This is a genomic window from Phaeobacter piscinae (assembly GCF_002407245.1).
Lineage (GTDB): Bacteria > Pseudomonadota > Alphaproteobacteria > Rhodobacterales > Rhodobacteraceae > Phaeobacter > Phaeobacter piscinae.
On record NZ_CP010681.1, the window covers coordinates 3,326,287 to 3,348,044 of the forward strand.

At 60.1% G+C, this 21,758-nt stretch carries 23 protein-coding genes and 2 tRNA genes; 10 read left to right on the plus strand and 15 right to left on the minus strand.

The annotated features are described in order from the left end of the window. The first annotated feature begins 26 nt into the window (after positions 1–26). Positions 27–569 carry a toxin-activating lysine-acyltransferase gene (locus phaeop14_RS15770; RefSeq protein ID WP_096790066.1) on the plus strand — a complete coding sequence of 181 codons (543 nt, stop codon included), beginning with the start codon at positions 27–29 and terminating at the stop codon, positions 567–569. A 123-nt stretch (positions 570–692) separates the two neighbouring features. Here the strand turns inward: phaeop14_RS15770 and phaeop14_RS15775 are convergent, their stop codons facing one another. From phaeop14_RS15775 to phaeop14_RS15805, 7 genes are all read right to left on the minus strand, one after another. Next, positions 693–1,340 (minus strand): GDSL-type esterase/lipase family protein, encoded by a 648-nt coding sequence (locus tag phaeop14_RS15775; RefSeq protein WP_096790067.1) that lies wholly within the window; start codon positions 1,338–1,340, stop codon positions 693–695. A gap of 110 nt (positions 1,341–1,450) precedes the next feature. Next, on the minus strand, positions 1,451–2,296 hold the full coding sequence (locus phaeop14_RS15780; RefSeq protein ID WP_096790068.1) for an energy transducer TonB family protein: 846 nt from the start codon (positions 2,294–2,296) through the stop codon (positions 1,451–1,453). After that, positions 2,293–2,682, minus strand: a complete 390-nt coding sequence (locus phaeop14_RS15785; protein ID WP_096790069.1) for an ExbD/TolR family protein — start codon at positions 2,680–2,682, stop codon at positions 2,293–2,295. The genes phaeop14_RS15780 and phaeop14_RS15785 overlap by 4 nt, the downstream gene beginning before the upstream one ends. Further along, complete coding sequence (locus phaeop14_RS15790; protein ID WP_244905781.1) at positions 2,682–3,065, minus strand: ExbD/TolR family protein; 384 nt, start codon at positions 3,063–3,065, stop codon at positions 2,682–2,684. The genes phaeop14_RS15785 and phaeop14_RS15790 overlap by 1 nt, the downstream gene beginning before the upstream one ends. Further along, the gene (locus phaeop14_RS15795; protein ID WP_096790071.1) at positions 3,055–3,711 is read right to left on the minus strand and encodes a MotA/TolQ/ExbB proton channel family protein; all 657 of its coding nucleotides are present in this window, start codon (positions 3,709–3,711) and stop codon (positions 3,055–3,057) included. The genes phaeop14_RS15790 and phaeop14_RS15795 overlap by 11 nt, the downstream gene beginning before the upstream one ends. Beyond that, a complete protein-coding gene (locus phaeop14_RS15800) occupies positions 3,708–4,139 on the minus strand; it encodes a hypothetical protein (RefSeq protein WP_096790072.1) in 432 nt (143 codons plus the stop codon). Before phaeop14_RS15800 ends, phaeop14_RS15795 begins: the two co-directional genes overlap by 4 nt. A 27-nt stretch (positions 4,140–4,166) precedes the next feature. Then, positions 4,167–6,215 carry a TonB-dependent receptor domain-containing protein gene (locus phaeop14_RS15805; protein WP_193438253.1) on the minus strand — a complete coding sequence of 683 codons (2,049 nt, stop codon included), beginning with the start codon at positions 6,213–6,215 and terminating at the stop codon, positions 4,167–4,169. Between the two features lie 233 nt (positions 6,216–6,448). On the opposite strand from phaeop14_RS15805, the gene phaeop14_RS15810 reads away from it, so the two are divergent. From phaeop14_RS15810 to phaeop14_RS15825, 4 genes are read left to right on the plus strand one after another with little or no spacing between them, the layout of a single operon-like run. Continuing rightward, positions 6,449–7,501 carry a hemin-degrading factor gene (locus phaeop14_RS15810; RefSeq protein WP_096790073.1) on the plus strand — a complete coding sequence of 351 codons (1,053 nt, stop codon included), beginning with the start codon at positions 6,449–6,451 and terminating at the stop codon, positions 7,499–7,501. Beyond that, positions 7,501–8,370, plus strand: coding sequence for a heme/hemin ABC transporter substrate-binding protein (locus phaeop14_RS15815; protein ID WP_096790074.1), 870 nt, complete (start codon positions 7,501–7,503; stop codon positions 8,368–8,370). Before phaeop14_RS15810 ends, phaeop14_RS15815 begins: the two co-directional genes overlap by 1 nt. A 1-nt stretch (position 8,371) precedes the next feature. Then, positions 8,372–9,457 carry a FecCD family ABC transporter permease gene (locus phaeop14_RS15820; protein WP_096790075.1) on the plus strand — a complete coding sequence of 362 codons (1,086 nt, stop codon included), beginning with the start codon at positions 8,372–8,374 and terminating at the stop codon, positions 9,455–9,457. Positions 9,458–9,469: 12 nt separating this feature from the next. After that, positions 9,470–10,246 (plus strand): heme ABC transporter ATP-binding protein, encoded by a 777-nt coding sequence (locus tag phaeop14_RS15825; RefSeq protein ID WP_096790076.1) that lies wholly within the window; start codon positions 9,470–9,472, stop codon positions 10,244–10,246. Positions 10,247–10,323: 77 nt separating this feature from the next. Here phaeop14_RS15825 and phaeop14_RS15830 read toward each other — a convergent pair. Further along, a tRNA-Arg gene (locus phaeop14_RS15830) sits at positions 10,324–10,400 on the minus strand. A 145-nt stretch (positions 10,401–10,545) separates the two neighbouring features. Here phaeop14_RS15830 and phaeop14_RS15835 point away from each other — a divergent pair. Both phaeop14_RS15835 and phaeop14_RS15840 read left to right on the plus strand, forming a co-directional pair. Beyond that, complete coding sequence (locus tag phaeop14_RS15835; RefSeq protein WP_014876273.1) at positions 10,546–11,571, plus strand: LacI family DNA-binding transcriptional regulator; 1,026 nt, start codon at positions 10,546–10,548, stop codon at positions 11,569–11,571. Further along, the gene (locus phaeop14_RS15840; protein WP_096790077.1) at positions 11,571–12,797 is read left to right on the plus strand and encodes a winged helix-turn-helix domain-containing protein; all 1,227 of its coding nucleotides are present in this window, start codon (positions 11,571–11,573) and stop codon (positions 12,795–12,797) included. The genes phaeop14_RS15835 and phaeop14_RS15840 overlap by 1 nt, the downstream gene beginning before the upstream one ends. Positions 12,798–12,827: 30 nt before the next feature. Here phaeop14_RS15840 and phaeop14_RS15845 read toward each other — a convergent pair whose 3' ends face one another. From phaeop14_RS15845 to phaeop14_RS15870, 6 genes are all read right to left on the minus strand, one after another. After that, a complete protein-coding gene (locus tag phaeop14_RS15845) occupies positions 12,828–13,268 on the minus strand; it encodes an acyl-CoA thioesterase (RefSeq protein WP_096790078.1) in 441 nt (146 codons plus the stop codon). Between the two features lie 98 nt (positions 13,269–13,366). Further along, complete coding sequence (locus phaeop14_RS15850; protein ID WP_024098775.1) at positions 13,367–14,872, minus strand: TRAP transporter large permease; 1,506 nt, start codon at positions 14,870–14,872, stop codon at positions 13,367–13,369. Further along, positions 14,869–15,453 carry a TRAP transporter small permease gene (locus phaeop14_RS15855; RefSeq protein ID WP_096790079.1) on the minus strand — a complete coding sequence of 195 codons (585 nt, stop codon included), beginning with the start codon at positions 15,451–15,453 and terminating at the stop codon, positions 14,869–14,871. The genes phaeop14_RS15850 and phaeop14_RS15855 overlap by 4 nt, the downstream gene beginning before the upstream one ends. A 70-nt stretch (positions 15,454–15,523) precedes the next feature. Then, the gene (locus phaeop14_RS15860) at positions 15,524–16,570 is read right to left on the minus strand and encodes a TRAP transporter substrate-binding protein (RefSeq protein ID WP_096790080.1); all 1,047 of its coding nucleotides are present in this window, start codon (positions 16,568–16,570) and stop codon (positions 15,524–15,526) included. A gap of 349 nt (positions 16,571–16,919) precedes the next feature. Further along, positions 16,920–17,609, minus strand: a complete 690-nt coding sequence (locus phaeop14_RS15865) for a fumarylacetoacetate hydrolase family protein (protein ID WP_040178879.1) — start codon at positions 17,607–17,609, stop codon at positions 16,920–16,922. Between the two features lie 217 nt (positions 17,610–17,826). Next, positions 17,827–17,902 (minus strand) — tRNA-Lys (locus tag phaeop14_RS15870). A 211-nt stretch (positions 17,903–18,113) separates the two neighbouring features. Between phaeop14_RS15870 and dapF the strand changes: the two genes are divergently transcribed. Genes dapF through phaeop14_RS15885 form a run of 3 tightly spaced genes read left to right on the plus strand, consistent with a single transcriptional unit; the run spans position 18,114 to position 20,789 of the window. Beyond that, complete coding sequence (gene dapF / locus phaeop14_RS15875; protein WP_040169965.1) at positions 18,114–18,959, plus strand: diaminopimelate epimerase; 846 nt, start codon at positions 18,114–18,116, stop codon at positions 18,957–18,959. Then, positions 18,956–20,221 carry a tRNA (N(6)-L-threonylcarbamoyladenosine(37)-C(2))-methylthiotransferase MtaB gene (gene mtaB, locus phaeop14_RS15880; RefSeq protein ID WP_096790081.1) on the plus strand — a complete coding sequence of 422 codons (1,266 nt, stop codon included), beginning with the start codon at positions 18,956–18,958 and terminating at the stop codon, positions 20,219–20,221. Before dapF ends, mtaB begins: the two co-directional genes overlap by 4 nt. Positions 20,222–20,264: 43 nt before the next feature. After that, entirely contained in the window at positions 20,265–20,789 is a 525-nt protein-coding gene (locus tag phaeop14_RS15885; protein WP_096790082.1) for a chloramphenicol phosphotransferase CPT family protein, read from the plus strand. A 172-nt stretch (positions 20,790–20,961) separates the two neighbouring features. On the opposite strand, the gene phaeop14_RS15890 is transcribed toward phaeop14_RS15885, so the two are convergent. Further along, positions 20,962–21,753, minus strand: coding sequence for a cytochrome c1 (locus tag phaeop14_RS15890; RefSeq protein ID WP_040169959.1), 792 nt, complete (start codon positions 21,751–21,753; stop codon positions 20,962–20,964). Between the last annotated feature and the right edge of the window lie 5 nt (positions 21,754–21,758).

The following is a 21,758-nucleotide window of genomic DNA, read 5'->3' on the forward strand; positions in this document are numbered from 1 at the left end:
GACCGTCACAGCAGGAAAGCAGGACCATGGACCAACAGCAGAACTTTCAAACCTATGGCAAGATTGCCTGGCTGTGGTCCAATTCCGTCCTGCACCGGGATTGGACGGTCAGCCAGCAGGCAGGATTTATCCTGCCTGCCATCGCCAATCAGCAGTATTACATTGTTGAAAAGGACGGCTTTCCGGTGGCCTATTGCAGCTGGGCGCTCCTTGATGAGGACACAGAGGCCGCCTACATCCTCAATCCCAACCACCTCAACCCTGACCGCTGGACCAGCGGTGACCGGCTCTGGTTCATTGACTGGATTTCCCCATTTTCTCCGAAATATTCCTGGACCCTGCGCAGCGCGCTGGTGAAACGCTACCCAGATAAGGTCGCGCGCGCGTTGCGGGTCAAGAAAGACAATGAAACCGCCCGCATTGCCTCCTTCACCGGGCACGGGCTAGAGAAAGCGCAAAGTCGCGCAATCAAACGGCAATACTACGAAGACATGGTCGAAGGATTGGCCCATAACCCCGAGCTGGGCAAGGATTTCTTCCTCTCCGGCCTGAATGCTGGCGATGAATGACGGGACGCCGGTCCGTCCTTAACGGCCCGGCACATGGCATTCCAACCTAGTCCTCCTGGTTTCAGCCGCGAAACCGGGAATTCACCTGCGAGCAAAGACGGGCATCGGAAAAGAGAGCCGCAGTCAACGTATAAGAACAGGCGCCACAAGGTCGGCAATACGACCTGACCCGCGCTGGGACGGATGAACGCGATCCCTGGCAAAAAGGGAGAGATCGTCGGATCGGAACACCGAATCCAAGTCCAAAACGATTACCCCCGGATCTGCTGCCGCCATGCGATCCAGGCGCCTCTCCAATATCCGGTATGGCGCAACACAGGTTGTCCCAGCGTATCGCGGAGCGGTGTAGTAGTCCAACCAGACCACGCGGGATCCACGGCGGCGCAGTTCCGCGACCAACTCAGGGATTGCCCCCTTTGTTCCGCTGTCAGAGATCAGCCGATTAAGGACGCTGTCGCAGACCCTGCAGCCACACCCGCTTCCACTCAGGTCATTGGCTCCGCCGTTCAACACCACCCAATCCGCTGCAACACCGTTCAGCTGAGAGGGAATATTCAACGCCCAACCACCCCCGATAAGCCGTGCAAACGACAGCGACACATCTCCCACCGGCTCCCCCAGCCGCCTCTCTAGCCCGTCTGCAACCGAGCCACCGCCGCCGCGATTCCAGGCCATAATAGAATCTCCGGCCACAACAATACGCGCTTCATCTGGCACGCTCCGACCACACGCACAAAGAAGCAGAAGGCCCAAAATCATCAAATGTTTCATACAGCCGACGTAATACGGGTGGGCTCAGGATCAAACCAGCACGACACGGCGACGTCAGTTCTGCTTTCACCGACGCGTGGTCAGGTGAACAATCTGCCGGCTCACGACAGCTATTTGCCTTTGATTCTGACCGTGTAGGACGGTCTGACACCCTTGGGTGGGGGCGGGAACGGCGCGGCGCGGCGAACCTGTGCCAATGCAATGTTGTCCAGCTTTGAAGAGCCTGAACTTTTCGCAATGCGGGCGGAGGCCAAAGCGCCGCTGCCCGTGATCGTGAACCGGACCAGCACTGCCCCGCGGATGTTCACCCGCTGACGTTTGGCACGCATTACACGCCGCAGCACCTTGCCGCGGTAATTGTCTGCGGCCGCATTGCCCTGTTGCTTGGCCGTGCCCGGGGATGTTTTGGCTTGCCCGGAGTGTTTTGGAGCAGTTCCCGACGCCGTTCCCGCCAGGGTGTTCTGCGCCGCGTTATTCCCATGCCTCTGCACTCTTGTGGGAGTAGGCCGGGGCTTTGGTTCCGGTTTGGCGTCCGGCAGCGGTTCAAGCACCTCCGGTTTTGGTGCTGCTGTTGCCGTTTCAGATGGACGTGGTTCCTCCGGTTTCTGCGACGAGCTCGGCTCGACCTCAAGAGCCGGTCGGATCGGAACGGCGCCAGTCGGCAGGGGCTGGACGGCGGATTGTAGGGCTTCTACCACAACCTTCTCGACCTGCGGTGACAACGTGGTTGCGGCGGGGGTTGCGGCGATGTCTGCATCCGGCAACTCCTTGGCATCAATCGGCGTATCAACCCCCTGTACCAAATCGGCAAAGGCAAAACCCTGGGCGGCGAGGCCAGTATTACCACCGCTGATTTCTGCCTTGTCAGGCACACTGAGCTGCGCCATGACTGCATGGCCCGCAGCGGCCAGAAACAGCGCGAACACGCCGATGAGCCGGGAGTGTGGCACCGTCATTGCAACGCTCTTTCCGAAACCAGCAGCACATGTTGCGCCCCGGCAGCGCGCAATGCGTTGCCCAGTTTCACCAGATCCCGGGCCGGTAAATCGCGATCCGGAACGATCCGCACTTCGGCGCGCTCCTCTTCGGTCAGCATCGCGGCGTATGTGGCGGCATCCGCCAGCACCTTGCCGCGCAGGGTGAGCCTGCCGTCAGCATGCACAACCAAGGCATCCGGTGGCTCCCGCCCCTCCAGATCCTTGGCCTCAATCAGTGTGACATCTTTGTCGAGCGGCACCGCCAAGGTGCCCGCGATCATGAAGAAGATCAGCATCAGAAAAACGATGTTAATCAACGCAATCGTCGGTTCCTTCTGCGCCGCTGTATGTGGCCGGATCCGCATCAGCCCAGCACCACAGCTTGGAGATCCGCCACCTGACGCAACTGCGTGAGCAGATCGACCAGGCGTTGTGAGGACGCCCCCTCGCTTGGGCTGATCAATACCAGATGGCCGTCGCCAGCCTGCGGCTGCAGGCGGATCAGATCGGCAATGCGACTGAGGTCAGCCGGCTGCGCGTTCAAGGTCAGGCTGTCTGCCCCCAGCTTGACAAACAGCATCTGCCGCTCACTCCTGTCAGGTCCGCGCCCTGCCGCCATCAGTTCAATCTCGCCGAACTTTGAAAACGTTGACGTCAGCATGAAGAACAGAAGCAGCAGAAAAATCACATCAATGAGCGAGGTCATCGAGAGCCTGCCACGACGCGCGCTGTGCAGTTTAAGTGCCATGCGCCACCTGAAGAGGCTCTCTTGGCCAGGTCTGGGCTGTCGGGGCGAAGATGGTGCGCAGAGCACGATTGGCAAAGACCCTCTCCCGCTGCATGCGGGCGGTGAGCCAGCTGAGCACAAGCGAGGTGGGCATTGCGACAGCCAGCCCTGCCGCCGTGGTCAGCAAGGCCACCCAGATACCGCCCGCTAGCAGTGAAGGGTCAACCGACGCGCCTGCCGACTGCAGTTTCTGAAACGCCTCGATCATGCCGATCACCGTGCCGAAAAGCCCAAGCAGAGGCGCCAGCTGTGCCACCATGTCCAATGTCCCCAATCCGCGTTCCAACTGGGAGAAACGTTCTTCTGCTTCGGCGTCAGCACGCTCGGCCAGCATTGTGTCTTGTGTACCTGAGAGGGCCAGCCGCATCACCGGGACCAGATAGGACTGACTATGGCTCAGCTTGTCGAGGGCGGCCTCCCTTTCGCCGCGATCCCAGGCTGCGATTGCAGAGGCCAACGCCTTATGCTGGCCAACACGGGCAGAACGGTATTGCCAGATCTTGTAGAGCACCAGTGCAGTGGTCAGGACCGAAACTGCCAGCAACAGCAAGACCACCGGTCCGCCCAACTCCAGCACCTTGGCAAGGGCATCCTGAACAAATGTCATCCTGCTAGCTCCATCACCCTGCTGCTCAGCACAAGCCCGCGGCTACAGGCACCGTCCGGAAGCCCATCACCGGTGCAGGTATCGGCGCCGTTGATCAGGACCCGACTGATGCCGTCACAGGTGTGAGGAAACTGGAACTGCCGCACGCGCAGGCGCCCGGCAGGCAGGTCCTGAAAATCGAGAAGCGTGAGCCGCGCCACTTGTCCCTGATCATCGAACAAGACGATCTCATAGACCGCCTTGCCGATGTCCGCCTTATGGCCATTCTGCACAACGAAGGACAGTTTACAGGCCTCGCCGACCGGTTCGGCGTCACTCAGCTCAATGGTGACCCCTGCGTTGTCCGGCTCTTGCGCTGTGGCGCCGCCTGCTGCTGCCATCACAGCGGCCAGCAGCAGGGGTTTTCCGGTTTTCAATCCAAGTGTCATGGAACACCTCTCGATTTGCCTTTGGGATCAGAAGGTTTTGGAAACCGTCAGCTTGAAATTGCGCCCGGCTGCCGCACGGGTTGAGAGTTGGGTCTGATACTGTTTGTCAAAAACGTTCTCGACGCCGAACCGGATTTCGGTCCCTTCAAGCATGCCGTTTTGCGGCCGGAAGGTCGCGCGCAGGTTATTCACTCCGTAACCGGGCAAGGGACCGCTCCCATTGATGGCATTTGTACTTTCTGCAGCCACCACTTCCCAGCTCAGATCCAGCGTGTCGTTGAAACGCTTGCCAACTGTCAGCGCGGCGGAACCAACCGGGGCCAGAGTATACTCTGACACAGTGCCATCCGGGCGCCGTTGTTCACCATCTGCAACGGTTCCGTTCAGGTCGAAATAGAGACCGTTCGCCATGCCGTAAGACGCTTCGACTTCGAAGCCGTCGACATCCACCTGTGTCAGCACATCGCCGGCAACCCGAACATCGCTCAGGTTGGTGTCATAGTAATTGACCTTAAAGGCCAACTGATCGCCGGAGGTAAAGACATCCTGGTTCTGATAGGAAAAACCAGCCTCATAGGTGGTTCCGATTTCCGGCACCCAGACCGAAGGGTCCTTGTCCAACCGATCAATGATCGGGAGAACCTCAGTGTATGCGGCGCTCGCAAAGACAGCAAAGCCGCTGTCGAACTCATAGCGCGCCGATAGCCCGCCCATCAGGGCATCATTCTTGATCTCGCCGTTATAGGGATCGGTGGCCCCGGGAGACACAGTGTCCGTCCCCTTCAGGTCCTGCGTTTCATACCGCAGGGCTGGGGTCAGCGTGAAACGGTCGCCAAACTGAATGTCGTCCACTGCAAACAGCGCGACCCTGCGGTCGGTGCCACCAGGGGCCGAATTCGCATCAAGGCGTTCACGGTTGGTAATCTCCAGACCAAGCCGCAGATCATGCGAGGCGACACCCGTGTCAAAATAGCTGGTGTTCTTCAGTTGCAGTTTGGTGGTTTTATAGTTGTGATCCGCGTTCAACAGATCTGACACAGAGGCATCACAGCCCGGGAACCCGGCGCAGCTGCCAACGACATACGTGCTGTCAATGTCCTGTTCCGCATAGGTCAGGGTCGCCTCAAAATGGATGAGGTCGTTGTCAACCGCATCGAATTCGTAGCGCAATCCGGCGGTCCGGCTGTCTGTGATCCGATCCACATCGCCGAAGTAGAACCCGCCACCTGAAGACGCGCCCAGAATGTCATAGGGCACGCTGTTGTCGTCCGAATGGGTGACATTATACCAGGCACTCAGGGCATGCTCGCGGGAATTCCCGAATGTGTAGCGCCCCTTCGCCAGATAGGAATAGTTCCGAAAGCCACTATTTGCGGTTTCAACACCATCGCCATCCTCATAGGAATCATTGTCGCGGACTGTGTAGTTCAGAAGAAATTCCAGATCCTCTGTTGGCTGCACAGCCAGAATGGAGGATGAGGCCCATCCGGTGCCGTTGGACTGTGCCTCCAGAGTCTGCCGGAAGCGTGTACCGATTTCACCACCGGTGAAGTCAGAGGCATCCTTGGTTTCCAGCTGTACGACACCGCCAACAACGCCCGATCCATACTCATAGCTGCCGACCGTACCGCGGATGACCGAGATTTCCCTGTAGAGTGCGGGATCTGTGAATAGCTGGTTACCAATCCGATAGATCTCTTCGCCGCCAGTGGTCGCCCCATCAATGGTGATCAACACGCGCGGGTTAGCCCCGTAGGTCCCGTCAGCGCCAAAGCCACGGATCGAAATACCGGAAGACTGCGGGGTGGTGCCATTCACCAGTGTCACACCTGGTACGGATTCAACCAATTGGGCAATTGTTGCCGCTTGCCGGTCGTCGATTTCCTCTTGGTTGATAACAGTGAGCGGCACCCCGGTGTCGGTCTGCACCTCGCGCTTGCCTGCGCCCAGCTCAATCGTCCCCAGAAAATCGCCGTCTTCCGCAATATCCTGTGCCGCCACGCTGTTTGCGCTGGCTAGCAGGCCCAACACAGATACGGTGCTCAGCAACCGCCATCCCTTTTGGTATTTCCCCATCTCGCGTCCCTTCGCATTAGTCTAGTTCGGTGAACCAAATGCTTGCGGCGGGGCTGGCCTGGTCGTTTGTCTGATAGATCTGGTGGAATCATAAATTCCGCTTGTGTCTGTTATTAAAGCTGATAAAAACAGTCAACAAATTTAATGCACCGTAAAACGCGGTGGCCAGCTCTCGCGCGGCACGTTCCGCCACTGCCAGCCTCTTCTAGGACGTCTTAGTAGAAAGGGCTGCCATGACCGCCTCAACCATGACACCAGCTGCGATCCGTGCGGCGCGCGCTGAGCATGCAAACCTGAGAGATCGCGATTTTGCCGACAAATTCGGCATTACCGAAGGCCAGCTGGTGGCCGCCTATGTCGGTGAAGGCGTCTCGCGCATTCAGGCCAGCCCGGATGAAATCATGCCGCGACTTGCGCCACTGGGTGAGGTTATGGCCCTGACCCGCAACCCATCCTGTGTGATCGAGAAGGTTGGCATCTACGAAAACTATCACTCAGGCCAGCACGCATCGATGATCCTCAATGATGCAATTGATCTGCGCTTCTTCCCCCGGCATTTCGTCTCGGCTTTTGCGGTGAAACGCGAAACAGACAAGGGCACCAAACGGTCAATTCAGATCTTTGATGCAGCCGGCGACGCGGTTCATAAGGTGCATCTGCGCGAGACCTCGGATCTGGATGCCTGGCAGCGGTTGGTTGAAGAGTTGACCCTGGAGCAACAGTCTCAGGAACTCACCGTAGAGCCGCGCAAACCGACAGAACCTGCCAAGGCAAACCCGGAGAAGGCAGACATCCTGCGCGCTGAATGGGCCAAGATGACGGATACCCATCAGTTCATGCGGCTGACATCGAAGCTGAAGATGAACCGACTGGGCGCCTACCGCACTGCAGGGGAGCCGCTGGCCCGCAAGCTCGACCCGGCTGAGGTCAATAAGATGTTGTTTGCGGTACAGGATCAGGAACTCGACGTTATGTTCTTCGTCGGGAATATGGGATGCATCGAAATCCATGGCGGCCCAATCCGCAATCTGCGTGAAATGGGGCCATGGCAGAATATCCTGGACCCGGGCTTTGATCTGCATTTGCGCATGGACCACATCGCTGAGGTTTGGGCAGTGACCAAGCCCACCCAGCGCGGGGACGCGGTGTCTGTCGAAGCCTTCGATGCCGAGGGTGGCATTATCTTTCAGGTCTTTGGCCGCCGGACCGAAGCCAAAGATCACCGCCCGGAATGGAATGCCATTGTTGAAAACCTAGCCTCCTACGCTGTGAAAGAACCGGCGTGATGTCTGCATTCGGCCGTCTATTCCTGGGGCTTAATCTGCTGATGGCAGGGCTGCTAATCGGCAGCATTGCCCTGGCGGAGATGCCCAAACGCATCGTTTCTGTCGGTGGCTCGGTGACCGAGATCATCCACGCTCTTGGTCAGCAGGATCGGCTGATCGGCCGCGACCGGACCTCCACCTACCCTGCAGCAGCACTGGCGTTGCCGGATATCGGATACGCGCGGGCATTGTCCCCAGAAGGCGTGCTGTCGGTTGCCCCCGACATGATTATCGCGATCGAAGGCGCCGGCCCGCCTGAAACGCTGGACGTCCTCAAAAGCGCTCAAGTTGACTACGTTTCGGTGCCGGAGATCTTTTCCGCAGACGGGATCACAGCCAAGATTCGCACCGTTGGTGCGGCATTGGGCAAAGAGGCCGAAGCCGAAGCCTTGGCGCAGACCGTGTCGCGAGACCTCAGATCCGCAGAAGCAGACGCCGCATCGGTTGCCGGGGAGCATCCCAAAAAGGTGCTGTTCATTCTGTCGACACGGGGCGGCAGAATCATGGCGGGCGGTGCAAACTCGGCGGCCGACAGCATCATCCGAATGGCTAGCGCCGTTAACGCGGTGACGGACTTCGACGGGTATAAGCCGATGACGGACGAAGCGGTGTCGAAGGCTGCGCCGGATGTGATCCTGATGATGGACCGTGGCGGCGACCATGGTGCCGCAATCGAGGACTTGCTTGCGCTGCCGTCCATCGCACCGACCCCCGCTGCCCAAACCGGCAAGGTGGTCCGCATGAACGGCCTGCATCTGCTTGGCTTTGGGCCGCGCACCGCATCCGCAGTCACTGAGCTCAACCAGGCACTCTACAGCGAGGCAGACTGATATGGCGCTCGCTGCGGATACCCCCAACAGCGGTGTCACATCGCTGGGCGCTATCGACCGCCGGGTGCAGGCGCGGAGGTTGACCGTCGTTCTGGCTTTACTGCTGGCCGTGATGTCTGTTTTGTCCTTGGCCTGGGGCGCGTCAGGCACGTCGCTATGGGGGGCATTGCAAGACTTGGCGATGGGACGCGACCTGTCGCGACTGGATCAGATTGTTCTGTTCGATATCCGCTTACCACGTCTGTTCTTGGGTATTCTGGTTGGGTCCGCCCTGGCCGTTTCCGGCGCTGTGATGCAGGGGCTGTTTCGCAACCCGCTCGCGGATCCCGGGATTGTCGGTGTCAGTGCTGGCGCGGGGCTGGCAGCGATCTGTGCAATTGTCATGGGTGCCTTTCTGCCCGCCATGCTGCGCGATACGGTTGGCAACTACCTTGTCCCCATCGCCGCATTTCTCGGCGGCTGGGGGTCTACGCTCATTCTGTACCGTGTCTCCACACGCAGGGGGCAGACCTCGGTCGCCACGATGCTGCTGGCAGGCATCGCGCTCGGCGCACTTTCAGGAGCTCTGTCGGGAATTCTGGTCTACATCGCAGATGACAACCAACTGCGCGATCTGACATTCTGGGGCATGGGATCACTGGCCGGTGCAACCTGGTCAAAGGTGCTGGCAGCATCCCCCATCATTGGCGTCGCTCTGCTGGCTCTGCCAGCCCTGTCGCGCGGCCTGAACGGGCTGGCGCTGGGAGAAGCAGCGGCGGGGCATATCGGTATTCCGGTGCAACGGGTCAAAAACATCGCAATCCTCATAGTCGCGAGCGCCACCGGAGCCTCTGTCGCGGTCTCCGGTGGCATCGGATTTATCGGCATCGTCGTTCCACATCTGCTGCGTTTGGCCAGCGGACCGGACCACCACAGCCTGTTGCCAAATGCCGCCCTTTTGGGTGCATCGCTATTGCTGGCGGCAGATATGATCTCGCGGGTGATCATTGCCCCAGCCGAGCTTCCGATTGGCATTATCACAGCCGTTCTGGGCGCCCCGGTGTTTCTGTGGATCCTGCTGCGCCGCTTCGGCAGCACGGGCCTTTGAGCGGAGAACCCGATGGAAGCTTTTGACATTACGGTTAAACTTGGCCATCGCAGAATTTTGGATGGCATCGACTTCGCCGCACGGCCAGGTGAGGTGACGGCAATCGCAGGCCCAAATGGCTCTGGCAAAACCACACTTCTGAGGGCAATGACCGGCGAGGTGCCCTTTACAGGCCAGGTCTTGATGAACGGCCAAGACACCGCTGCGATGAAACCTTGGGAGTTGGCTGCGATCCGGGCCGTTCAACCGCAATCCGCCGCAATCGCCTTTCCCTTCACAGTGGTGGAAATCGTACGGCTCGGGCTCTCCGCAGGTCTGGCCGCGGCGGACACGGAGCTACCGCTCAGGGCGCTGGAACAGGTCGATCTGGGCGGGTTTGCAAACCGGTTTTATCAAGATCTCTCCGGCGGCGAACAGCAGCGTGTTCAACTGGCCCGGGTGATGACCCAAGTCTGGGAACCGGTGGTAGAGGGCATCCCGCGTTGGCTTATTCTGGATGAACCCGTGGCCAGCCTTGATATCGGTCATCAGTTCACCGTGATGGATCTGGCGCGTGACTATGCAGCGCGCGGCGGCGGTGTTGTCGCAGTGATGCACGATCTGAACCTGACCGCCATGTATGCCGACCAGATCACCCTGATCCATGCCGGACACGTCGCCGCCAAGGGCACACCGCAGGAGGTTCTAACCAGCCAAACCTTGGAACACGCCTACGGTTGCCCGGTCCCGGTCAACAGCTTGCCCCGCTCCGGTGTTCCCTTCCTTCTGCCACAGGCGCGCCAGATCTGACATAGCCCCCCTCCCAAAGGAGGGAAGAGATCATCTTGCACACACTGACGAATGAAAAAATAGCACAGCCAACAGAATGGCGACCCCGGCAGGATTCGAACCTGCAACCTGCCCCTTAGGAGGGGGCTGCTCTATCCAGTTGAGCCACGGGGCCTGATCCGGGCCAGCCTGTTTACGCGATAGCAAACCCGTCATGGCAAGACAATCCTGAGGAATTGGATTTCGCGGCAGCCGTCCCCATTGTGCAGCCTGCGCTGTCTGCGCTAACCTAACGGGAACAACAATGTGAGGCCATCGACGTGACAACGGACAACAAGCGCCCGCTCACTCTTCGTGACGTATCCGAAGCCACCGGGGTGTCAGAAATGACCGTCAGTCGCGTATTGCGCAACCGGGGCGATGTGTCGGAAAAAACCCGCCAAAAGGTGCTGAGCGCGGCCAAGGAACTGGGCTATGTCCCCAACAAGATCGCCGGCGCGCTGGCCTCCAACCGGGTCAATCTGGTGGCGGTCATCATCCCGTCGCTCTCGAACATGGTTTTTCCCGAGGTACTGACTGGTATCAATTCGGTTCTGGAAAATACCGACCTGCAGCCGGTTGTGGGTGTCACGGACTATCAGCCGGAGAAAGAGGAGAAAGTCCTCTACGAGATGCTCTCCTGGCGGCCCTCTGGCGTCATCATTGCGGGTCTCGAACATACTGAGGCCGCGCGCGCCATGCTCAATGCGTCGGGCATTCCGGTGGTTGAGGTGATGGATACCGATGGCAAGCCGGTGGATGCAATGGTCGGCATTTCACACCGTCGCGCAGGCCGAGAGATGGCGAAGGCGATCCTGAAAGCCGGCTATCGCAATATCGGCTTCATGGGCACCAAGATGCCGCTGGACCACCGCGCGCGCAAACGGTTCGAGGGCTTTACCGAGGCCCTCGCCAAGGAAGGCGTGGAGATCATGGATCGCGCTTTCTACTCCGGCGGCTCTGCGCTGGCCAAGGGCCGGGAGATGACGCAGGAAATGCTGGAACGCTCTCCGGAGCTGGATTTTCTTTACTATTCCAACGACATGATCGGCGCAGGTGGCATGCTCTACCTGATGGATCAGAAGATCGACATTCCCGGTCAGATCGGACTTGCCGGCTTCAACGGGGTTGAACTGTTGCAGGGGCTGCCACGGCAGTTGGCCACGATGGATGCCTGTCGTCTGGAAATCGGGCGCAAGGCGGCTGAGATCATTGCCGCCCAACTCGACAATCCGGATGCCGAGATCGAAAAGCACGTGACCCTGACGCCCACGATCACCTTTGGTGACACGCTCAAGCGGCGCTGATGGCGGTCGCGCGGCTGGACAACCGGGCCGCGCGGCGCCTGTTCATGGATCGGCATGGCCTGCTGGAGCAACCCAGCGGGTCGGCCAAGGGTGATGCACTGCTGCAGCTGATCACCCGGCTTGGTTTTGTGCAGCTGGACAGCATCAACACCGTCGCCCGCGCCCATGACATGATCCTGTTCTCACGCAGGCCCAGCTATCGGCCTGCGGCGCTGAAACGGCTTTATGAGCAGGATCGCAACCTGTTCGAACATTGGACCCATGACGCCGCCGTTTTGCCCATGGAGTTCTATCCGCACTGGCACCTGCGGTTTCAGCGCGACGCCGAGGTGCTGCGCAAAAGATACCGCAACTGGCACCGCGACGGGTACGAGGCGAAGTTCCAGCATGTTCTCGACCATATCCGCGACTATGGTGCGGTCAGTTCCTCGGACGTAGGCAAGGACGAGAAAAAGGGCACCGGCGGCTGGTGGGACTGGCACCCGTCAAAAACCGCGCTGGAATACCTCTGGCGCTCTGGCGCGCTGGCGGTGGTCGGGCGCAGCGGCTTTCAGAAACGCTATGATCTGAGCGAACGGGTCATCGACAGCCAATATCTCCCCGCGCAAGGCTCTCCCGCGCCGGAAGAAACGCTGGACTGGTTGTGCAACGCGGCGCTGGACCGGCTCGGCTTTGCCACCTCAGGAGAGCTGGCCGCCTTCTGGGCCACGGCCTCCCCAGCGGAATGCGCCACATGGTGCAAACAGGCGCTGGCGGATGGGCAGATTGAGCCGGTCGATGTCACGCTAACGGACGGGCGCAGCCGCCGTGTCTTTGCCCGCCCCGGTGCTGTCGAACAGGCCGCCGCGCTGCCGCCACCCCCCGGCCGCATGCGCGTCCTCAGCCCGTTTGATCCGGCCCTGCGGGATCGCAAGCGCGCGGAAGGGCTGTTTGGGTTTCACTACCGGATTGAGGTTTTCACCCCCGCCGCCAAACGCCGCTACGGCTATTATGTCTTCCCGCTGATGGAGGGAGACCGCCTGGTGGGCCGCATCGATATGAAGGCGCACCGCCAGCCCGGGGGCCTCGCAGGCACCCTGCATGTCACCGCGCTTTGGCCAGAGCGGGGCGTCAAATGGTCTCCGGCACGGCAGAACCGACTGGAGGCCGAACTGGAGCGGGTCCGCCGTTTTGCCGACATGGAGCGGGTGTCATTTGCGGATGGCTGGCAGCGCGAGCCGCTCTGATATCGGCTCTAATACGGGGAGTTCCCAACCCTAGGCGAGGTCGGGCCGCAGCAACGGCTCAATCACTGCGCGGTAATCTTCAGGCGCAGGTTTGGCGCTGAAATCCTCTGGCGCGATAAAGACACAGACAAATTTACCCTCAAAACAAAGGGTGCCATCCTGCCGTGCCTCAACCCGAAAGGTCACGGATTTCTGACCCAAAGCCACGGGCCAGACCGAACAGGCCAGCCGATGGCGCGGTGTGACGGGAGAGCGGAAATCGATGCTCATGTGTACAAAGGGCGTGCCGGTGCCACGGTCCAGCTCCATCTGATACCAGCCGTCGCCATCGAGCTGATGTTCCCACCAGGCATCAATCGCCTGCAACGCAAACCCCGGCAAATGCCCGGTATAGGCAATGCGCGCCGGGTCACAGTCTCCCCAGCCCACACGGATCTCATGGATAAAATCGGGCGTCTGGCTGTCGGTCATTCTGGGCCTCGGATCTGGAAAAAACTGGATTGAAAATGGCAACGGCCACCCATCAGACCCCAGGGTCAAACGGATGGCCGCGAGAGTGAACCGCGCCGTCAGCGCATCAACATCAACGGCAGCAACGTGATGATCGGAAAGGCCACCAGGATCACAACCCGGATCAGGTCGGAGGCGACAAAGAACATCACCGCTTTATAGGTATCGACCATACGGGTGGTGCGATCCATCGCGTTGATCACAAACAGGTTCATACCAACCGGCGGCGTGATCAGGCCAACCTCGACCACGATCAGAACCAGAATGCCAAACCAGATTGCGACGTATTCGGTCTCCATCCGGTTCGCCATCCCCTTGGTCACGCGAATGCCCAGCTCTTTCATCTGCTCGCGGGTCAGCTCAGCGCCGGTGGCAATCGCCTCCTGGATCGAGGCGAGCATTTCCGCCCCCATCCCCTGTGGCACACCCGCCTTCAACACCTCCATCGCGGCCTCGGCCTGCATGGCGGGCAGGTTCACCAGACCAAAATCCATCGCCGAAATGACAGGGTAAAAGATCGGGATGGTCAGCAGGATCATCGACAGGCTGTCCATCAGGCAGCCAAACACCAGATAGAACGCCAAGATCAGCATCAGCACCATCCAGGGGCTCAACCCTTGTGAGACCACGAAATCAGCCAACTCCTGCGGCACCTTGGTGAGAGCGAGGAACCCGTTGTAAAACCCGGCCCCCAACACGATGAAAAAGATCATCGCGGTCGAACGGGCTGTCACCATGAAACTGTCGGTCAGGGTCTCGCGATTAAGCCCACCGTTCAGCCAGGCGATCAGCCCGGTCCCCAACGCGCCAACGGCCGCGCCTTCGGTCGGGGTGAACCAACCGAGATAGATCCCGCCAACCACCAGTCCAAAGACCAGAAGGACCGGCCAGACGTGAAACAGCGCCGCAAACCGTTCGCCCCATGGCACGGGCGGGCGGGTGCCGGCACTTCCGGGAAAGACGCGGACGTAGATAGAGATTGCAATCACATAGCCGATGGCCGCCAGAATACCCGGGATGAAGGCCGCCAAGAACAGTTTGGCAATGTTCTGTTCGGTCAGGATCGCGTAGATCACCAGCACCACAGAGGGCGGGATCAGAATACCAAGGGTGCCGCCAGCCGCCAGCGTCGCGGTGGAAAACCCACCGGCATAACCGTAGTTGCGCAGCTCCGGCAGCGCCACCCGCCCCATGGTCGCCGCAGTTGCCAGCGACGAACCGCAGATCGCGCCAAAGCCTGCACAGGCACCGATGGCTGCCATGGCAACGCCGCCCTTCTTATGGCCAAGGAACCCCTCCGCCGCCTTGAACAGCGCGGTGGACATCCCCCCCAGCGTCGCAAAATGGCCCATCAGCAGGAACATCGGCACGATGGTCAGTGAATAGGAGGAGAAGGTCGAATAGGTCTCGCTTTTCATCCGGCCAAAGGCAACTTGGGTGCCGTCGGTCACAATGATCAACCCGACCAGACCAACCAGAAACATCGACAGGCCAATCGGAACCCGCAGGAAAATCAGCATCATCAGGACGGGAAAAGAGGCAATCCCGATTTCAAGCGCAGTCACTGTTCGCCCTCCACGCCGTCCCAGACAAGGATGCGGCCAGTCATAAATTCAATCGTACGTACGGCGGCCATATAAATGCCCACCACGGCGGCCACGCTGGCCGCGACGAGGCTGGCGGCATAGGCCCACCAGACCGGAAACTCGAGCAGGAAGGACGTCTCGCCATTCTGGAACTTGCTCAGCGCACCAGCCCCAAGCCGGACCGCGATCAGCACCAGCACTGCGGCAAAAACGATCTCCGTCACCATCCGCAGGAACCGCTTGGCTCCCCTCGGAAAACTGTTGGTCACAATATCCACTGACGCATGGCCTGCCGTGATCTGACACAGCGGCAGAAAGGCAAAGATCGCAAAGGCGACACCGGCCTCGACCACCTCGAAATCCCCGTTGATCGGCCCGACACCAATCGCGATCAGCCACTCGGCCAGATCCGGCGCGATGCTCTGCATCAGGGCGCCGTGCAGCCCCCCGTTCAAGAGACGCCCGGCAATCGACAGACATGTCAGCAGGATCAGCAGCGACAGCACAACGCCGCCCGCCATGGCCATGGATCTGGCCAGTCCCATCATCAGCTTGTGCATGGAAAGCCTACCCTTTCAGGTGGGGGGTGGACCTGCGGATAAACGCAGCCGCAGGTCCACCGGTCTTGGCTCAGTTGTCGTACTGAGCAGTGTATTTGTCGATCAGATAGGTGGCCTGCTCCAGCAGCGCATCACCATCGACCCCTTTGGCCTTCATATCATCCAGCCACTGTTGGTAGATCGGCTGGGACGCCTCACGCCAGATCGCGGTCTGCTCTTCGTCCAGAGTGATGACATTGTTGCCTTCGTCCAGCGCGAACTCCCGCGCGGGAGTGTCGGCATCCGCCATGGTCCCACCGGCAAAGACGGAGAATTCCAGACCGGAGTTCTCATCGACAGCCTTTTTCAGATCGTCAGGCAGGCTCTCGTACTTCTCCTTGTTCATCGCCAGAACAAAGGTCAGCGTATAAAGCGCACGGCCAGTGAATTCGGTGTGGTTCTCGACCAGCTCCGGCACTTTCAGAGCGGTGGTGACTTCCCACGGAATAGTGGTGCCGTCGATCACGCCTTTGGACAGCGCTTCGGGGATGGCCGGAACCGGCATGCCCACCGGGGTGGCGCCCAGCTCGGTCAGCAGACCATTCACAGACCGGCCCCCGCCGCGGATTTTCATACCGCGCAGGTCGTCAGGGGATTCCACCGGATCAGTGGTATGGATGATGCCCGGACCATGGACCCATGTGCCCAGGATTTTTACGTCCTTGAACTCGGCGCCCTTCATATGCTCGTCGAACATCTCCCAATAGGCGTGCGAGGCCGCGCGCGCATTGGTCATCATGAACGGCAGTTCGAACACCTCGGTCGACGGGTAGCGACCGGGCGTATAGCCCACCACGGTCCAGACGATATCTGCAACACCATCAATGGCCTGATCCATCAGCTCTGGCGGTTTGCCCCCCAGCTGCATCGACGGATAGCGGTCAATTTTGATGCGGCCATCGGAAGAGGCCTCGACCTTGTCGGCCCAGACATCCAGAATCAGCTTGGGCACATTCGCCTGCGCCGGCAGAAACTGGTGCAGCTTCAGCGTCACCTCCTGCGCCATGGCGGACGTCGCGCCCATCGCCATGAGTGCAACGGCCCCCGCCGCGCCAAGTAGCTTTCTCCGAGTGGTCATGTGTTTCCTCCCTCTGACCTTTGTTCGTTTCATTTATCGCCATCGGACCCCGCCGATGCAACAAACGCCCTTGCCCTGCGACACTGTGCAAACGCGGTCATCCCGTCCCGGATCACCACGATAGCACCCCCTTGCCTCACCAGCTATTAGGTGCATTTGTAACCATCAACAGATGATTATGCATTTCTGCCACATGATTTCGCGATCCTGCGCAGTCCGCGCGGTGTGTTGAAAGAAAAATACGTTACAGGATGATCGAAACAAGCGGTAATTCGGTTACTTAATTCACGTCATACGTGTATAGCGATGCTAAACTCACCACGACACATGTATATCGCGCGCCGATCCCTCAGCGCAGCGTCAACCGCACCGGCATCAACCCGTCAATTCCGCCTTCGATATAATCGCCTGCGACAACCGGTCCGACGCCAGCCGGGGTGCCTGTCATGACCAGATCGCCGGGCCGCAGGTGATAATACCGTGACAGGTGGCACAGTATGTCCTCAACCGACCAGATCAGCTCCGCAAGCGAGGCGTCCTGGCGAATCTCATCGTTGACCCGCAACCAGATCCGCTGTTCCCCCGGCGCGCCCCACTCCTCCGCCGCGCGCAGCGGCGCAAAGACACTGCCGTTCTCCAGATCCTTTCCCAGGCTCCACGGGCGTTGCTTTTGCCGCTCACCCAGTTGCAGATCCCGCCGTGTCATATCCAGCGCGCAGCCGTAGCCCCAGATCGCCGCCCGCGCCTGCGCCACCGTCGCATCCTGCAACGGCGCAGCAATCGCCACCACCAGCTCCATCTCGTGGTGAAAATTCTCTGTCCCCTGCGGATAGGGCACCTCGGCACCGCTCAGCACCGCGTTGGCTGCCGATTTGGTGAAATAGAACGGCTTTTCACGATCCACCTCAACGCCCATTTCGGCCGCATGGGCAGCATAGTTGCGCCCGACACAAAAGATTCGGCCTACCGGAAACCCGGTCTCCTGACCCTCCACCGGAATCACGGGATTCGCAGGCAGCTCAAACATAGGCGACACCATCACAGGCTCCTTACCTCTGGGACAAAACCGGCAACCGCCCGCAGGCCGCACCGCTTTGCGTTAGCGCTCGCCGCACCCTAGCAACCCAAGGAAGCCCCGGCGACCACAGAGCCACGAAAACAGAGGACTTTTGCAAGAAAAGACTGAAAAACACCCGGCAGCGACAGCTGCGGTGGTCGATAGATTATCTGGCAATTTTCAGTGGAGAGAGAGGAAGTGGTGAGCCGTGCAGGATTCGAACCTGCGACCCACTGATTAAAAGTCAGTTGCTCTACCAACTGAGCTAACGGCCCACTTCTTCGTCGGAACGATGTGTCGTTCCTTGGTCGCTCTTTAAGGACATAATCCAGAAGGATCAAGCACTTAATTTGCTTCGGAGCGGCGCGACCGTGTCAGTCTTGCTGTCCCGATAGGCGGCGTATCTAGGGGTAAGGGCTGAGACGGTCAACCCCTTTTTTCAAGTTTCTTGCTGCAAGGGTGGATTCATCTTCGGCGGAGGTCTATATGCCCGAAATGACCATAGGATCAGACACCCGCTTGCCCTTTATGAAAATGCATGGCCTCGGCAACGATTTCGTTGTGGTGGACGCGCGCGATCAAACCTGGGACATCACCCCGGCCATGGCTGAGGGAATCGCCCATCGCCAGATGGGGATCGGATTTGATCAGCTGACGGTCATCACCAAGGGCGACGAGGACGCACATCTGACGTTCTACAACGCCGATGGATCAACCTCCGCCGCCTGTGGCAATGCCACCCGCTGTATTGCACGCCATCTGCTGGATGAAAGCGGCAAGACCCACCTGCGCCTGACCACCGATCGTGGCCTCCTTCTGGCGGAAGATGCCGGAAACGGGCTCACCTCCGTCAACATGGGTCAACCGCAGCTCAACTGGCAGGATATCCCGCTGGCCGAGGATGTCGATACGCTCGAACTCCCCATCGAAGGGGCGCCGACCGCCACCGGCATGGGCAACCCGCATTGCACCTTTTTTGTGGAGAACGCAGAGGTGATTCCGCTCGCTGAATTTGGCGCCCGCTACGAACACCACCCGCTGTATCCCGAACGCACCAATGTGCAGGTCGCCCATGTTGTCGCCCCGGACCATCTGCGGATGCGGGTCTGGGAACGCGGTGTCGGCATCACGCTGGCCTCCGGCTCCTCCTCCTGCGCAACAGCCGTGGCCGCTGTGCGTCGCGGGCTGACGGGACGCAAGGTGCAGATTGATCTGGACGGCGGCACGCTCTGGATCGACTGGCGCGAAGACGGCGTCTGGATGACCGGCCCCACCATGCATGTGGCCGACGGCCATTTCACCCGCCAATTCCTCGAAAGCCTCTCCAAGTGACCAACGCCCCCAAGTTCACAACACTCGGCTGTCGGCTGAACGCCTATGAGACCGAGGCCATGAAGGAGCTGAGCCAGCAGGCCGGGCTGCAGAATGCCGTCGTGGTGAACACCTGCGCTGTCACGGCAGAGGCGGTGCGCAAGGCCCGGCAGGAGATTCGCAAGCTGCGCCGCGAAAACCCGGATGCGCCGATCATCGTCACCGGCTGCGCCGCCCAGACCGAGCCCGAGACCTTTGCCGCCATGGACGAGGTCACACAGGTCATCGGCAATACCGAAAAAATGCAGGCGGGCACCTGGCAGCAAATCGCCAAGGGACCTGATTTCATCGGCACCACCGAAAAGGTGCAGGTCGACGACATCATGTCCGTGACGGAAACCGCAGGCCACCTGATTGATGGCTTCGGCACCCGCTCGCGCGCCTATGTACAGGTCCAGAATGGCTGCGATCACCGCTGCACCTTCTGCATCATCCCCTATGGTCGCGGCAACTCGCGCTCGGTTCCGGCGGGCGTGGTGGTGGATCAGATCAAACGGCTGGTGGACCGGGGCTATAATGAGGTGGTGCTGACCGGCGTCGACCTCACCTCCTGGGGCGCGGATCTGCCCGCCACGCCCAAGCTGGGCGATCTGGTGATGCGCATCCTGAAGCTGGTTCCGGATCTGCCCCGCTTGCGGATCTCCTCAATCGATTCGATCGAGGTTGATGACAACCTGATGCAGGCGATCGCAACAGAACCCCGTCTAATGCCGCATCTGCATCTGTCCCTGCAGCACGGCGATGATCTCATTCTAAAACGCATGGCCCGGCGTCACCTGCGCGACGATGCGATCCGCTTCTGCGAGGAGGCTCGCAAACTGCGCCCGGAGATGACCTTCGGTGCCGATATCATCGCGGGTTTTCCGACCGAAACCGATGCCCATTTTGAGAACTCGCTCAAGCTGGTCACCGACTGTGATCTCACTTGGCTGCATGTTTTCCCCTACTCAAAGCGCGAGGGCACACCCGCAGCCCGGATCCCCAACCAGGTCAATGGCACTGTGATCAAGGACCGCGCCGCCCGCCTGCGCGCCGCTGGGGACACCCAGGTTCGGACGCATCTGGCCGCCGCAAGGGGCAAAGCTCATCAGATTCTGATGGAAAATCCCCACATGGGCCGCACCGAACAATTCACCGAAGTCACCTTTGCCACGCCCCAGGTCGAAGGGCAGATCGTGACCGCCACACCAACCGGGATCACAGGCACGCAGCTCACGGTCTGATTGCGCGCTGACCGCGCCTATACGTTGGGAGACAGATGCATCAATGGCTCTCATTCTCTTTCTTCATGGCGCCTCCAGCAGCGGTAAATCCACACTTGCAAACGCATTGCGGGATCAGGCCTCGCGGCCCTTTCTGCATCTCTCCATTGATCACCTGCGCGACAGTGGCGCCTGGCGGCCTGCGGATTATCCTGATTGGAGCACAGCGCGTCCGGCGTTCTTTGCCGGCTTCCACCGCATGCTGGCCGGCTTTGCCGAGGCCGGGAACGACCTGATTGTCGAACATATCCTCGACACTCCCGGCTGGCACGCGGAGCTACAGGCCCTGCTGAGCCGCCATGATATTGTCTTTGTTGGGCTGCGCCCACCGCTCGCACCGCTCACTCAGCGCGAGAAGATCCGTGGCAACAGACCAGCAGGCAGCGCCGCACGAGATGCGGCGCATGCCCATGATGGGCTCCGCTATGATCTGGAGTTTGACGGCAGCACCCCGGTCGCAGATATGGCCCAAACGCTCCTCACGCATCTTCAGACCCCAAGGCCCCGCTCCTGCTTCTTCGCCGGGTAGCAGGCTCAGCGCGCCCTGCCCCTGCCCTCTGCCCCCGTCACCTTTCCCAAAATACTCCGGGGTGAATGCCCGCAGGGCAGAGGGGCAGCGCCCCGTCCTAAGGATCAAAAAGAAACCCCCGCAGGGCCGGACCGTGCGGGGGTTTCATGATCTTAAATGGCAGAGAACCGGCTTAGCTGGATTTCTTGCCTTTATGCGGAGCCCAGAGGCGCTTGTTGGTCAGATACAGCAGAACCGACAGCAGCGTCAGAAACAGCACGCCGACAAAACCCGCTTGCTTGCGTGCCATCATCTTGGGCTCCGCGGTCCACATCAGGAAAGCCGCGACGTCCTTGGACAGGCTTTCCACATCATTCGGTGCGCCATCGATGAACTCGACCTGCTCATCCGAAAGCGGCGGCGCCATGGAGATCCAGCCACCCGGGAAAGCGGTGTTCTCATAGAAGGTGGTGCCAGCTTCTTCCTTGGTTTCACCCGTGTAACCCGCCAACAGGGAGGCGATATATTCAGCACCGCCCATGCCCTTGAACATCTGGTTCAGACCCAGGCCATAAGGCCCGTGGAAGCCTGCGCGCGCCTTCGCCATCAGCGACAGGTCAGGAGCACCGGCGTTGTTGTTCTCTGGGAAGTGATCCGTCGGCTTCGCCGGGCGATCCTCATCCAGTTCCGGGTCATAAACGCTGAAGTTGTCAGCCGCATAGGCCCGGACCTGATCCGCAGGCAGGTTCGGTCCGCCCTCGTCTGCCAGCGTGCGCAGTGGCACCTGTTTCAGACCATGGCAGGCCGCGCAGACCTCGGTGTAGATCTGCAAGCCGCGCTGCAGCTGGTTGGTGTCATAGGTGCCGAACGGGCCTTCAAAAGAGAAGTCGTAGTCTTCGACATGGCCTGCCCCGCCTGCCGCAAAAGATGCGGCAGGAACGAGCGCCAGAGCGAAGGCGGCACCGGTTGCAAGTTTTTTCAACATGGTTG